Source organism: Trinickia sp. HAY1-2D, from assembly GCF_056754935.1.
Genome location: NZ_JBPGWX010000002.1, coordinates 4052565 through 4065987, shown reverse-complemented (window position 1 = coordinate 4065987; position 13423 = coordinate 4052565). Strand labels below are relative to the sequence as shown.

The window sequence follows — 13423 nt, the reverse complement described above, 5'->3', positions numbered from 1 at the left end:
CGTCACTTGATGGCCGGGTTGGTCGTAACTTGCCAGTTGTAGGTGCCCTGGATGATCCAAGCGGTAGGCTCGACGCCGATCAGCTCGGGACAACTACGGCGCAGGCGCAACATGAACTCGGTATCGATGAGGTTGCGCGAGATTGCTTCGAGATAACTTTGCGTACCTGCCACGTAATTGACCGACATCGGCACGCGTGCCCCTGAAGTCGGCGGCTGGCCGTTGGGGCTGTACATGTTGACCGTCATGAGCGACTGGTAACCCGGATCCAGAACGGCGGATGACACGCCCAAAAGAATTCCGTCTTGCGTGACCTTGGTGCGGCCGAGCTTGATCGGATTGCCTTGTGAGTCCGGGCGGCTGCTGTAGAACTCCGCATCCCAGCCGACATAGCCGGTGGGGGCGATGAAGATGGAATAGGCATTGGTGGTTGGGTAGTCGCTCGGAATGTTGAGCGGCGTCGTGTACTGCCACGTTGGCGTGGCCGCGATCATCGATGTGTTGCGCCACCCCCAGCCCAGGTTGTTCATGATCAACGCGCCCATGTCCAACGCGGTATCGACGCTTGGAAAAGGATTGCTGTTGTTAGCGTCGTTGAACTGGGCGAACACGCAGTAGTGATCGCTGCCCGGAGGGGGCGGAGTGACATTGGTCCACACGAAGGTCGCATCGGACACGCCCACCGCGCCGGGAGCGAGGTTGGTGATGTTGCCGTACGTGCCGCCGGTGTCCGTCTTGATGACATTGTTTTGCCACTGGCTCGGCGCATTGATGATGCCGGAAGGGGCGTAGTACAGCTGCACCGTGTTGGTCTTGTTCGAGGTCGCCCCGTTCTTGCCGCGCACGTAGAGGATGTTGGTCTGGCCTGAGTAGATGTTGTTGTTCGACGACGTGGCGTAGCTCGAGTCCGTGGCGAGAGCGGTTTGATAGTTTGCGATGGGCGTGCTGCCGGCGAACCAGATGTCCGGCGACGCAGAGTATGGGCCGCCGGCAGGGACGCTTCCCGTGTTGCCCGAGTTGGGACGCATATAGGTCCCATTGAATTCACTCGTGCCTTGGACCAGGACCAACGGCAGGCCCACAGGCGTGCGGCTGACGAAAGCTGAGCTCTTGGGTGTGCGAATGAGCATAGCGGTCTCCTATTTTGGGAGGGTTGAGTAAGTCGGTGGTAGCGATGGCTATGAGGCGAGCCAAGATGCCGACTGTTGCCGGCATCTTGGCTCAGGTGGCTCAGTGTGCGAGAGCCGGCACAGCGTCAGGCGCAGCGCCGGGCGCGGCGTCGCGTACTGCGCCAAGCATGGCGTCGAGCCCGATGCGAGGCACGGCGCCAGGCACCGCTGCCAAGCGACGCGACTCGTTGCTCGAATTGTTCAGATCCGCGAATCCCAGGATGCCGGCAGACGTGAGGCACAGCGCATCCGCCGCTGCGATCACCACCAGAGAAATCCCGCTCGTCGCGGTCTCGACAGCGGGCAGCTTGAGCAGCTTGCCGATCTCCGGGATGAGCATCACGATGTTGCCAGCCTGCGAGTAGCCCGAGAGTTTTGTGAAGGTGACTCCGGTGACCACCGCGTGACCTACGCCATAAAGCGACGCCAGCACAATGCCCCAGACGGTGTCGTTGTTCTCCGGGAACGCTTCGTCGTAGATCGTGAAGGCCGAGTCGAGCGTCACGCCCAGGGTCGTGTAGAGGTACATCCACTTGCTTGCACCGTCGGCAGTGGCGCAGTCCGGACCGCCGGACGAGAAAATCCACGGACAGGCTGCGGCCTGAGCGACGATCTCGCCGCCCAGGGCAAACTTCGTGAGCGTCTTGACCAAAGGGTCCACGACACCGGCCCCGGTAGTAGGGCGCACGTCGAGGGCCGCGGAGACGAAGGCGTAAACCGTTGTGGAGACAATGGAGGCAATGCCCAAGAGTTCTTGCGCTGCACTCGGCGTGTTGTCCTGGACGGACGTGGCCTGCACCTTGGATGCCTTGACGGATACGGCTTTGCCGGCCGCGCTGGTCGCCGCGAGGCCAGAGTTGGTCAGCATCGTTTGCGCGCTGAAGGAGGCCTTGAAGCTGTCCACGCTCGCCTGATCCGGGAAAGGCGCCTTGCCGTAGATCGCCTTGTAGATGATCGTCGAGGGAATGGCGAGCACGAGCGCAAACAAGTCACCCAGGCTCATCTGCGATCCATTCGTGAGCCAAGCGTAGAACTGCGTCACGAACGGGATGTTCCAATCGGCGGTGAACAGGTCCTTCAGCGAAGTCAGGAAGGTCTGCACCAACTGCAGCACCCCGTCGACGACGGCTTGAACGCCTGAGAGCATAGCGTTGGCGAGGCCTTGCATGACCCGCAACAGTGCGCTGAGTAGTTGGCTGAAGATTTGGTCGGGACTGCCGCCCAGGTTGTTCATGTACGCGAGCGCGTCATTGAACGCCGGATCGTTCTCCACTGACGTTGCGAGGCTCTGTATCTGCTGGGTCAAGATGTCCCAAGGGCCGGTGTTGGAGGCGGGCACCGCCGTGGTTTGCTTCGCTGCGGGCGAGTTCTCCACAGTAGCGTTAAGCACGATATTGTTGGAATTGCCCGAGCTGTAGACCGGCTCGGTCGGCGTTTGCGAATCGGTGTAGCCACCCAGCGTTGATGTGCCGCCTACGCTGTTGACCAACTGATCGAAGATGATACTTATCTGGTCCTTGACCTGAGCGATGGCCTGGTCGAACTTGACCTGGATGCCGCCGACCGCACCGGGGAGGAAATCCAGGAATTGGTCCAGTGTGTAGTACAGCGCATCGTGGGTGCGCAGGATGTCCGGCCAGGAGAACAGGAAGCCGAGCCATTCGAAGATCTGTTCGAAGATCACCTTCACCTGGGCGAAGAACACCTCGACAAGGTCGAAGGCGTCTTGCACGAACTGCACAATGGTCTCGAAGAGGTACTGAACACCGTTGACCACGAAGGTGATGGCTGCTTTGACGGCGTTGCCGACCGTGGTGATGATGGTGTCGACGACGTCCATGATGCCGCTGACCACCCCCTCGACGAAATCGCCAATGCTGCCGATCCAGTCCATGAAGCCACCAACCGACTGAGTGGTCAGCACATGCTTGGCACGTTTTTCGTGGATCAGGTGCTCGGCCTGCTCCGCCGTCAGCGTGCGGAACTTGGGCTTGCCCGCGCTGAAATCGAGCTGCCAATGCCGGGCTTGAGTCGGGGCACCCAAACGGGTCAAGTCCGCGGTTCGGTCGGCTTCGACGCACGACACACCCTGCTTGGGAGCCGCGCCCAGGACAGGTGTTTGCAACGATCGCTTCACGGAAGCGGACTGCGTCAGCGCCATGCACTCGTTGAAGGCCGAGGCAAGTTCATTGGTCTGTTCGACGGTGCGGTACTGGTCTTGCAGTAGGTACTGTCCATCCGCCGTGCGCGCGTCCATCAAGTCGTTGCCGGTGACGGTGGCGAGTTGCGCCTGTACTCCGGCATATTGTTCGAGCGCGATCGCTTGCCCTGAGGGCATCACGTTGACGAGATTGATCTGCAGCGCGGGAATGCCGAGCATGCCTGTGCCTTGCGTGATGCTCAGCGATCCACCGGGCGAACAGGTAAGGTTTGCTGGCGTATGGGCGTCCACGGTGTAGCTCGCCCCGTTGACGATGATCTGAGTTTGCGACGACGCCCATACCTGTACGGGTGCGTTCGGCATCGGGGCGCCAGCGGCGTCATAAACCATGATGTCGGTGGAGTACGAGATAAACTCCTCGACCTGCCCCGAAGTTGGCACCTCCAGGGCGGTAATCTGCCAGTTGCCGCTGTCCTGCTGCTCGATGAGAAGGCTGAGCGTGGCCTGGGCCGTCCCCACCGTGAATGCTTCGATGTCTCCCTGATCGAGTTGAGTCACACCGAGCAGCGCGACACCCGTCTGGATCACCATGGTGTTGGACCATCCCGTGGCCGATTGCTGGTTCGGTGTGAAATGGCATAAATGCGCGCCGGTGTCGAGCGTGAACAGTTCGATCTGCCCAGACGCAGACACCGCGCTTTGCACGTCCCGGAAGCTCATGCTTTGGGTGACCTGAGCCCAGCTATAGGGGATGCCACCCGACCCGCCCACCATCTGATAAAGGTTTCCGTCGGACAGCACGCTGAAATACTTGTTGTTGCCGGCGGTGTCCAGGCTCGTCGTGACCGCCAAGGACTTGAACGTGGCGGCGAACGGATAACGCTTCACCTGCTGCGTCGAGACGTTGTAGCCGAGGTACACCGTATCGAGCACCGTGAATTCGGCGGTGCTGGCCGACGAGCCGGACCAGACGCAATTGAGCGAAGACAGGGTCACTGACGTGGACTGAAATACGCCCGGCTTTTGATCCCAAACGGAGGTCGCCAGTGCATAGGAACTGCCCGGGGACGCGCTCTGGAACTTGGTCAGTGCGGCCACATAGAGCTTGCCTGCTACCTGCGCGGCATACAGGCCTGCAATAGCCGTCGCGTTCACGGGCAGCGGTAAAGTGGCCGTCATCATGCTTCCCCAGCGGGCGGCTCCCGTTTTGCTGGTCTCGACAACGTAGTTGAGGTTGAGATTGTTTGCCGCGAACAGTACGATGCGGCCTGCGGAATTCAGGCCGGCGACGACCCAGCGCGCGGCCAATCCCGTGCTCATTGCGTTGTAGCCGGTGTCGCTCGTCGGATCGGGAAAGAAATTCCAGACGGTGCCATCGGTGCCGACAGTGAACGCTTCCACCTGACCGTTGCCGTTTCGTATGGCGACGATGTCTCCCCCGCCATGTACGGCTGCAGCGATCCGGTATTGCTGCATGAACTTGGTTTCGGTCTCGATGCGGGGAGAGGAAGCGTCGGTTGCCCGGGCATAAGGCCTAGCCACGGCTTGCGCCACAGCCGTCTTGATGCTGGGAAGTTTCTGGGTCATGACTGACAACTCCTGTAGAAGTGGTCGGGCAGACCCGGCGAGGCGTGAACCCCCACCGTGCTCCCCGATGGTTTCGAGATCCGCCTTCATGGGCGGAGCAAACGAAATTGACGTCTCAGAAGCGATGTTTAGGTGAGGGTGACAAAACCGATGCCCCGTACATCGTCTGTTCTTATTCCCTTGATTCGTCGTCGAGTGTCGGCTTGATCAGGTTTCTTCTCGCGCACAAGACGGCGATAAAGCTGAGGGCTTTTCGCCCTTGAAATCGATTACGTTGAGATTAATAAGCGATAATCTGTGGTGGTGCCGTGAATTGCTGCGCCACAAGGAGGGCTGGCATGGTGAAATATCGGGCTCATCGTGTCCCTTAGTTATTAAAACGACACCTGTTGCGTAATCTAGTTCTCCGGGGAACATACAAGTAGCTGTTAGAGTTAACAGGTATAATCACCCAATGTAGTATTTATTTCATAAGTTCATCGGATTTCGATGCGATTTGCGTATGAAACTCAATATTACAGACGATCGTTATTTCTGCGATGGTCGTATGCGGCGTTGTTTAAATGACGCTGTAACCGTTTTTAAGTGGAAAAGATGTACCCCGAAATGGAATTTCCCGATAAACCGTTCGGCGACGGTTCAAACCATTTCGACGCTTGCACATGGATTCCCCGGCGAGGTGGGCTCGCCGATCGCATCGTGCCAATGCTCAAAGGGCATCTGGCGGGTCACGATCGTTGGACGGCTACCATGCTTTTGTGCAGCATGCAGCGTGGACCGAGCGCGGCCATCGCCATTTTGAATTGAGCGGATTCGCCGAAACCGCATTTCCAGACGAGCGCATCGCCTATCGGCACGCTGGACCGTTATATGGTCAACTCAATTTTCAGGGGTGACTTTCGCATAAGCGGACGCGGGCGTCCTTTCTCGCGTGCACACCGTCATCCAGAGCGCAAGCAACGCCGTTGCGATGACGATCCCGCCGTCGAAGACCCAAAGCGTCGGGTTGACGCCGAAGCGGTCCGCCATTAGCCCACTTGCGACCACGGGCACGCTGAATCCGCAATATGCAAAAAGGAAATAGCCGGATGTCGCTCGTGCTCGGTTGGCGTCGCTCGCACTGGCCGCATTTGCAGCGAGGCCCGCGGAATAGGTAAAGCCGTAGGAAGCGGCGCCGACGAGCATTGCACCGATCAGAAGCACCGGCAATGACTGAAGCACTACGCCGGCAATCAAGACTGTGAGACCGCACGGTATGAGGAGCATCCCGATGCGCAGCGAACTCAGAGGCGATAGTTTGCGGGCCATCGGCTGAACGACGAGCCCGGTCGAGATGACGAAGAACGTCGCGAAACCGGTCCATGCATCGTGTCCATGGGACGAGAGCGCTGCAGGAACGAGACCGATGACCATTCCGGATGCAGACCATGCAATGAATACGGCGATGCCATAGGGCAGCGTTCCGCCGACGAAGACCGGCATGCGCAGCCATGATGACGAACGCGAAAATGACGACTCTCGGATCATGGCCAGCAAGACCATGCCCGACACGGCGCAACCAATATAGGCACCATAACTTATCGGAGTGTGCTGAGACGGCGCAGCCAGAAGGCAGAGGCCAGTAGCGAGCGCGCCGCTACCAAATCCCAGCGAGGTCGATGCCGCCACGATGACCGCTGCTCGCGTGGACGCTGCCGAGCGAGACCCGAGCAGTTCGACCAGGAACTGGGTTCCGCAACCGGCCATCAGGCCTGTGGCAATGCCGCACAATATGCGCGCCGCCGCGAGAGCCTCCAGTCGAGGCCAGTTCATCGGCACCGCTGTTGCAACAGTCGTGAGCAGTAGCGCGATAGCCAACGGCCACTTACGCCCGAAGCGATCCGATATGCCGCCCAGAAAGATCAACGTCGGCAATAATCCCGCCACGTAACAGGCAAAGGCAATCGTTTGTGCCCCGGCGCCCAGGTGACTGGCTCTGGCGTAAGTCGTATAGAGCGGCGCCTGAAGGTTCACCGCGCTCGTAATGAGGAAAAGTGTCAAAGCTACTACGTAGACGGGCCATCGATCCGCACGTGAACGGGATGGGAAAAGAACATCGCTCATGGGCGCCTTCGAAAATTGATTTTTGCGAAAGTATTGCTGCGTTCCGTTTCTAGTGCAATCATTACATTGCACTAATATCAATTCATCGAGATCATGGCTGCTCCGGCGCGATACCGAGAACATCTGGAAAGACTTGCTTCGTTGATTCAAGATGGCTCGCTCGCCGCGGGGAGTCAGTTGATGGCCCACCGCGACTACGCGCAAGCACATGGCATTGCTGCGGCAACCGCTGCCCGCGTATATCGAGAACTGATCGAGCGCGGCTTGGCGGTAGGCGAAGTAGGACGCGGCACGTTTGTCCGCACGCAGGTGACGCGCGCCGCGGCGGAGTTTTCGCAGACCAGCGAGCGTGACGCGGATTTGATCGACTTGGCGTTTAACTATCCGGTTTTGCCTGAGCAAGCCGTGCAGTTGCGTCGAGCGCTGCGAACGCTATCGGACAAGGGAGACATAGCGACGTTGCTCGACTATCACCCGCCCCCCGGACGTCTGGAGGACAGGGAGGCGGCAGCAAAGTGGTTATCCACTGCCGACGCTCCCATCGATACCGCGGACGTCATGGTCTGCAGTGGTAGCCAGCATGCCCTCAACGTGATTTTGTCGAGCCTTCTCGCTCGGCATGATCTCGTCGCCGTCGAGTCATTGACGTATCCCGGATTCAAAAATGCCGCAAAGCTTTTGGACATCCCATTGGTCGGCGTTCAGATGGACGACAGCGGCATCGTTCCGGATTCTCTGGATGAGCTTTGCCGCAAGCATCGGGGCCGAATTCGGGTCGTCTATACGATGCCCACAGTCCACAACCCGACCGGTGTGGTCATGCCACTCGAACGCAGGCTCGCCCTGGTTGATGTCGCACATCGTCACGACCTCTTATTGGTCGATGACAGCGTATACGGATTTCTCGAGGCTTCGCCGCCACCGACTTTGCGAAGCTTGGCTCCGGACAGGGTGGTGGAAATTCACAGCATGTCCAAAAGCGCGGCACCGGGCTTGAGAACGGGCTATCTGGTCGCGCCCGCGCGGCTCAGAAAACGACTTTATGAAGGACTGCATGCCACCTTATGGTCCGCAAGCGCAATCACTGCCGGGCTGGTTTCCGCGTGGATGCGAGACGGAACGCTTGCTCGCTGGATCGTCGCGAAGCGCAACGAGGCGCGATTGCGGCAAGAGGTTGCACGACGTCTTCTCGGGGCATGGCCGATCACGGCGCACCCAACTAGTTTTCATTTCTTACTCGATCTGCCCAAACCATGGAGGCCTGACGCCTTGGTAGACGCATTGAAAGGACAAGGCGTAGCGATTGCGCCCTTGGCCGCATTCGCTGCGCCTAATGTGCCGTCAACCCGGTCTGTGAGGATCGCCATGGCTGCTCCCATGACGATCCGGCAGCTCGAAATCGGGCTTGCAACCGTGGCCGATACGCTGATAAAGGGACCGTGCTAACTCCCACCCCCCGATCAAAACTCGAGCTGAAACAGCACCGGCCGGTGATCAGGACCATCCATCGTCTGGAAGTCCTTATGGAACTCTGTGTAACCGTTCGCCGCCGCCAGTTTGACGCCCTTGCCTGCAAGACACCAATCCAGGATGCCGCCGCTAGCTTGCGTCATATCGGGCCAGCAGCTCGCGCAATGGGACCCGGCGGGTAGGTTGAGCTTGTTGAAGTTGGCCATATCCCAGTTCATATCGCCCGCGATCGCCCAGGTGTCGCCGAGCGCACCGTGCATGAATTCGGCTGCGTTCTCGATTTGGTTTTTTGTCAGGCCCGTCTGACCGGATTTGAAATGAGCAAATCCGACTCCGAGCTTGTTCTCGATCGTACACAACAGGAAGTTGCGATTCAGGTGGTTCAGCTGGTCGTAGGACAAACTGAAGCCGACGGACTTCTTGTGCATGACGACATAGGCATTGCTATGCCCACCGTCGAGCGATTCGCAAAGGTAGTGCTCGGAATACACACTCTTTAGAAAAGCGACGTAGTCTTGGATTCGCGCCGAGTGCACCTCGCAGAGAAAGATCAAGTCCGTCCCTCGCTTGCAGCAAAAGTCGACGAACTCGGAAACCTTTTGCTGCTTGAAGGGATCCGACGACTGCCCGTTTTTCTCGATGTTGAAAGCCGCGATGGTGATGTAAGTCATGTTCGTTGCTCCTCTCAAAGCAATGTGGGGACTTGCTGGCGATGTATGTCATGCGTTTCGGCTGCGGGGCCGACACCGGAATAGCTCGGATCGATGGGGCTGATCTGAGACGCGTCTCGCGTATTTGGGAAGGTACGGGAACAGCAGGTCCGCGATAAATACGTCAAATGCGGTATCACCCGACGAAACGCAGCGACACCGGGAAATTGCCTCGCGACTGGGTCGATCGCTTGCACAGCCTTGGGTGTGTCGCGATACAGACGAACCCATTCCCACCGATCTCGAACTCGCGACGTATCTCGTTCGGCACGGCGTCCAGCGGCTGGTCGAGATCAAGCCCATGCCAGACTGATGACCGAACTCGCGGGCCGCGGAACCGAAGCCGTTATCATCGGTGACAGCCGGCCACGCGCGAAGCGTCTGGCGATCAAGCAAATCTCCCTCAAACGCCTCTGCCAGTGCAAATGCGAGCCGTTGCGGTGAGCTCATCGCATCGCAGACAATTGCCTTAATATCGACGTAATGGACCCTCTCCTCCCAGCCGCCAATCCCGAATTCCTCGACACTGCGATCGCGGCACGCCTGGGCATGCCGGACGCCCCACCGGTGCGCATCCTGCTGCTCTACGGCTCGTTGCGCCAGCGTTCCTATTCCCGCTTGCTCGTAGAGGAAGCCGCTCGCCTGCTGCAGCATTTCGGTGCCGAGACGCGCATATTCGATCCGCGCGGGCTGCCTTACCCCGATGCGGTCGAAGGCAACGACCACCCGAAGGTCAAGGAATTACGCGACCTTTCGATCTGGTCCGAGGGCCAGGTCTGGTGCAGTCCTGAACGTCACGGCACGATTTCCGGCGTCATGAAGACGCAGATCGACCAGCTACCTCTGTTCATGGGCGGCATCCGCCCCACGCAGGGCCGAACGCTCGCCGTCATGCAAGTAAGCGGCGGCTCCCAATCGTTCAACACGGTCAATCAATTGCGCCAGCTCGGCCGATGGATGCGCATGTTCACCATCCCGAATCAGAGTTCGGTCGCCAAAGCGTTCGAGGAGTTCGACGACGAAGGGCGTATGAAGCCGTCGCCATACTACGACCGCGTCGTCGACGTGATGGAGGAACTCGTGAAGTTCACGTTGCTGCTACGCGGGCGGTCCGATTACCTCGTCGACCGATACAGCGAACGTGTCGCAGCAGGGCGGCCGCTCGATCCGGCGACCGACCTTGCGTCGTTGGCGGTGGGGCGGGGCGAGTCGACGCCACCGCAAGATGACATCGAGTAAGAGCAGTCGCAACGCTGCAATCCATCGCCGTAGCTCATCGAACGCCGCCCACCGCCCAGGCTTCGGCTACTTGCTCGTCTCTTCGTCCGACGTCGCCTTATCCTTGCCGACCGCCTTCCGGACAGCATGTTTGGTCGCGTAGTACCCGCTGCGCGCGCCGCTCGCGATGGCGTGGCCGGCTGCCTTGGCAGTACTGGCCGCGCCATGTGCAGCCTCGCGCGCATCCTCGCCGAATTTCTTGCCGGCGGCTTTCACGTTCTCTTTCGCCTCATGCGCCGTTTCCTTCACGTCCGCATAAGCGGCAGGGCTCAATATCGCCGGAATCAAAGCGACGAGCAGCAAACGACGGACTGTTGTTCTCATATGATTGCTCCTTTTTCATCGTCATAAAGTTCATCGGAGGTCCTGCAGACCGGCCATCCTTTCAACCGGCCTCTTGCCGCGCGACGGCACCGACAGCCGAGGCGTCGAGAATCACGGCAGCGCGCCCTTCGACTATCGTCTGGTGATCACAGCTAACAACGAACCGATAGAGGATATTGTTGACATCGCCACTGATTCTCGTGGCTTCGACAACAAGCGGTGCCTCCAGTGTGTCGAGCCGCTCGACATGCGTTTGCACGTTGCGCACGCTCGCGAGAAACCCCGCGCGCGGCCGCTCCGAGGCTGCGCCGAGCACCGCGCCGTGTACCGCCATCGCTTGCGCGGCATATTCGATCCCACAAACAGCGGCAAGACGGCCGTTCATGCGCAGTGGATTACCGGCATCACGATGACTCGTTGCCGTACAGCGGATGGTTTCTTCATCCCATTGCACGACTTCGTCGAGCAGGCACATCGCGCCACTATGCGGAATGTGCGCGGCGATCCACGCATGATCGAGTGGCAGTGAGGATCGATTGTCAGCAGTCATTGCGTCAGGTTTTACAAGCATCGACGGGCACGACCTCCACCCGCAGACGCAAATGGTCCAAATAATCGAGCACAACGGTCCGGGCCTGCTTTGCGGCCAGCGCTTCGAGTAACGGCAATGCACGCGCCGCAGGATTGCCGAGACGCACCGCTTCGAGTGCCGGCGACGAAAGGGTCGTCGCCGGCGCATCGGTCAACTCGATGTCGATACGCGCCACGGTGCGCTCGCTTTCGCGCGGCGTCAGCACCAGCGCGACGCCAAATGCATCCGCCGTAGGGCGTACACCGCGCAGCGGATCCGGGTATTCGGTATCGAATGCGATCAGCAGCGAATCCTGCGCATCCACGCTGACCGCGCAAAGGCTATCGAGCAGCCCCGCGCAGAAGCTCCCATCGTAGGCACACAAGACGTTCGACGAGGTCATGGCATGGGCCGCGATGCTCCAATATCCCGCGGGCGCGTTATGAACCGAGTTATGAAACCGTGTCGGTGAAATCTCCCGTTCGTCGCCTGCGAGCGTTTCGCAGATTGCATGGCAGTTCTCTCCATCGCCACCCGATGCCGTGAAGACGGTGCTCAGTGCGGCGGCGTCACGCCCGCTCGCTTGCGCCGCTTCGAAGCCGATTGCGAGCGCCAACCGCACCGGTTGGCTCGTGCGGCGTCGCTCCGCCGATGGCAGGGCGGCGGGTGCGGGAATGGCGGCCGGCGCGTGGACATACGCCTGAGCGCCGCTCAGTACCGGCACGGCTTGCGGCCAATTGGCGAAGCCGGGGCCGATGAGCCCGAGCCCGTCGATATATGCGCTCGTCTTGCTCATGATGTTTCGCTTCCTCCGCGCACGCTATTACGGCGGCCAAGAATGAGGCTGCAATTGGTGCCGCCGAAACCGAACGAGTTGCTGAGGACGGCACGCACTCGCGCGTCCCGGCTTGCAAGGACATAGTCCAGTTGCAAGACCGGATCGGGCTGCGTCGTGCCGACCCCGGCAGGCACGAACTGATGGCGCAACGCGAGCGCCGAAACAACGGCCTCCAGCGCGCCTGCCGCGCCGAGCGTGTGCCCGGTCGCACCTTTGGTGGAACTCGCAGGCGTTCCGTCGAACAGCGCATTGAGCGCAAGGGATTCGGCGACATCGTTGCTCGGTGTCGCGGTACCGTGCAGATTGACGTAGTCGATATCGGCTGGGCTCAAGCCGGCCGTCGCAAGCGCGCCCTCGATCGCGCGCCGCGCACCGAGTCCCTCCGGATGCGGCGACGACATATGATGCGCATCGCTCGATTCACCGATGCCGAGCAACAGGATCGCGTCATCGCTCGTCTCCGCCCCCATCCCCGCACGGTGGCCGTTGCGCGGGCGCTCGAGCAGGAAGAATGCCGCTGCTTCTCCTATCGAAATGCCCTTGCGCGTTATATCGAATGGCTTGCACGGTTCGGAAGAAAGCAGTTCGAGCGAGTTGAAACCGTAAAGCGTGGTCAGACACAGCGAATCGACGCCTCCGACAAGGGCCGCGTCGATCAACCCGGCCTCGATCATGCGGCGGGCCGAAGCAAAAGCCTTCGCACCCGATGAACATGCCGACGAAATGACCGCCGCCGGCCCGACGAGGCCGAAGTACGCACGCACGAAAGCAGCGAGCGAGTACGTGTTGTGCGTTTCGGCGTAGTGGAAGTCGGCCGGCAGCGCGCCGCTTTGCGGATCGCGCCGTCGATAGGCGAGCTCGGTCTGGAGAATGCCCGAGGTGCTCGTGCCGAGAAACACGCCGACGCGCGCGGCCCCGTAGCGCGCCGCGGCGGATTCGACGGCTTCGGCGAAACCGTCCTGCGTCAGACCGAGTTGCGCGAGCCGATGATTGCGGCAATCGAACGCGCTGAGATCGGCGCGTACCGGGGTGTCGTCGACGCCGTCGACGGTGCCGATCCATGTCTCGAGTTCGGCACGCTCGAAGCGGCACGGCGCCAGGCCGCCGCGGGACTCGCGTAACGCTTGCAAAGTGGCGTCGAGGCCTCTGCCGATGCAGCTCGTCGCGGTGAAGTGGGTCAGTTGCAGTGGTTTCACAGGAATCAATCCGGAT

The 13423-nt window shown here is 60.2% G+C and carries 11 protein-coding genes; 3 read left to right on the top strand and 8 right to left on the bottom strand.

The annotated features are described in order from the left end of the window. Positions 1–2: 2 nt before the first annotated feature. Entirely contained in the window at positions 3–1130 is a 1128-nt protein-coding gene (locus ACR9ZC_RS25895) for a hypothetical protein (RefSeq protein WP_481582451.1), read from the bottom strand. 100 nt (positions 1131–1230) lie between these two features. Continuing rightward, positions 1231–4917 (bottom strand): PLL family lectin, encoded by a 3687-nt coding sequence (locus tag ACR9ZC_RS25890; protein WP_481582450.1) that lies wholly within the window; start codon positions 4915–4917, stop codon positions 1231–1233. Between the two features lie 606 nt (positions 4918–5523). Between ACR9ZC_RS25890 and ACR9ZC_RS25885 the strand changes: the two genes are divergently transcribed. After that, entirely contained in the window at positions 5524–5724 is a 201-nt protein-coding gene (locus ACR9ZC_RS25885) for a hypothetical protein (RefSeq protein ID WP_481582449.1), read from the top strand. Positions 5725–5796: 72 nt separating this feature from the next. On the opposite strand, the gene ACR9ZC_RS25880 is transcribed toward ACR9ZC_RS25885, so the two are convergent. Further along, on the bottom strand, positions 5797–7170 hold the full coding sequence (locus ACR9ZC_RS25880) for an MFS transporter (RefSeq protein ID WP_481582448.1): 1374 nt from the start codon (positions 7168–7170) through the stop codon (positions 5797–5799). A 30-nt stretch (positions 7171–7200) separates the two neighbouring features. Between ACR9ZC_RS25880 and ACR9ZC_RS25875 the strand changes: the two genes are divergently transcribed. Beyond that, positions 7201–8466, top strand: a complete 1266-nt coding sequence (locus ACR9ZC_RS25875; RefSeq protein WP_481582447.1) for an aminotransferase-like domain-containing protein — start codon at positions 7201–7203, stop codon at positions 8464–8466. A gap of 14 nt (positions 8467–8480) precedes the next feature. On the opposite strand, the gene ACR9ZC_RS25870 is transcribed toward ACR9ZC_RS25875, so the two are convergent. After that, entirely contained in the window at positions 8481–9161 is a 681-nt protein-coding gene (locus ACR9ZC_RS25870; protein WP_481582446.1) for an exonuclease/endonuclease/phosphatase family protein, read from the bottom strand. Between the two features lie 522 nt (positions 9162–9683). Between ACR9ZC_RS25870 and arsH the strand changes: the two genes are divergently transcribed. After that, on the top strand, positions 9684–10439 hold the full coding sequence (arsH, locus tag ACR9ZC_RS25865) for an arsenical resistance protein ArsH (RefSeq protein WP_481582445.1): 756 nt from the start codon (positions 9684–9686) through the stop codon (positions 10437–10439). Between the two features lie 66 nt (positions 10440–10505). On the opposite strand, the gene ACR9ZC_RS25860 is transcribed toward arsH, so the two are convergent. From ACR9ZC_RS25860 to ACR9ZC_RS25845, 4 genes are all read right to left on the bottom strand, one after another. Continuing rightward, positions 10506–10802, bottom strand: a complete 297-nt coding sequence (locus ACR9ZC_RS25860) for a hypothetical protein (RefSeq protein ID WP_481582444.1) — start codon at positions 10800–10802, stop codon at positions 10506–10508. A gap of 61 nt (positions 10803–10863) precedes the next feature. Next, positions 10864–11352, bottom strand: coding sequence for a hotdog family protein (locus ACR9ZC_RS25855; RefSeq protein WP_481582443.1), 489 nt, complete (start codon positions 11350–11352; stop codon positions 10864–10866). Between the two features lie 4 nt (positions 11353–11356). Beyond that, on the bottom strand, positions 11357–12169 hold the full coding sequence (locus ACR9ZC_RS25850; RefSeq protein WP_481582442.1) for a beta-ketoacyl synthase chain length factor: 813 nt from the start codon (positions 12167–12169) through the stop codon (positions 11357–11359). Beyond that, on the bottom strand, positions 12166–13407 hold the full coding sequence (locus tag ACR9ZC_RS25845; RefSeq protein ID WP_481582441.1) for a beta-ketoacyl-[acyl-carrier-protein] synthase family protein: 1242 nt from the start codon (positions 13405–13407) through the stop codon (positions 12166–12168). Before ACR9ZC_RS25845 ends, ACR9ZC_RS25850 begins: the two co-directional genes overlap by 4 nt. Positions 13408–13423: the final 16 nt, after the last annotated feature.

Bases quoted from the DNA above. Each gene is read 5' to 3' on its own strand.
- ACR9ZC_RS25895 (WP_481582451.1), bottom strand. From the start codon at position 1,130: ATGCTCATTCGCACACCCAAGAGCTCAGCTTTCGTCAGCCGCACGCCT.
- ACR9ZC_RS25890 (WP_481582450.1), bottom strand. From the start codon at position 4,917: ATGACCCAGAAACTTCCCAGCATCAAGACGGCTGTGGCGCAAGCCGTG.
- ACR9ZC_RS25885 (WP_481582449.1), top strand. From the start codon at position 5,524: ATGGAATTTCCCGATAAACCGTTCGGCGACGGTTCAAACCATTTCGAC.
- ACR9ZC_RS25875 (WP_481582447.1), top strand. From the start codon at position 7,201: ATGGCCCACCGCGACTACGCGCAAGCACATGGCATTGCTGCGGCAACC.
- ACR9ZC_RS25870 (WP_481582446.1), bottom strand. From the start codon at position 9,161: ATGACTTACATCACCATCGCGGCTTTCAACATCGAGAAAAACGGGCAG.
- arsH (WP_481582445.1), top strand. From the start codon at position 9,684: ATGGACCCTCTCCTCCCAGCCGCCAATCCCGAATTCCTCGACACTGCG.
- ACR9ZC_RS25860 (WP_481582444.1), bottom strand. From the start codon at position 10,802: ATGAGAACAACAGTCCGTCGTTTGCTGCTCGTCGCTTTGATTCCGGCG.
- ACR9ZC_RS25855 (WP_481582443.1), bottom strand. From the start codon at position 11,352: ATGACTGCTGACAATCGATCCTCACTGCCACTCGATCATGCGTGGATC.
- ACR9ZC_RS25850 (WP_481582442.1), bottom strand. From the start codon at position 12,169: ATGAGCAAGACGAGCGCATATATCGACGGGCTCGGGCTCATCGGCCCC.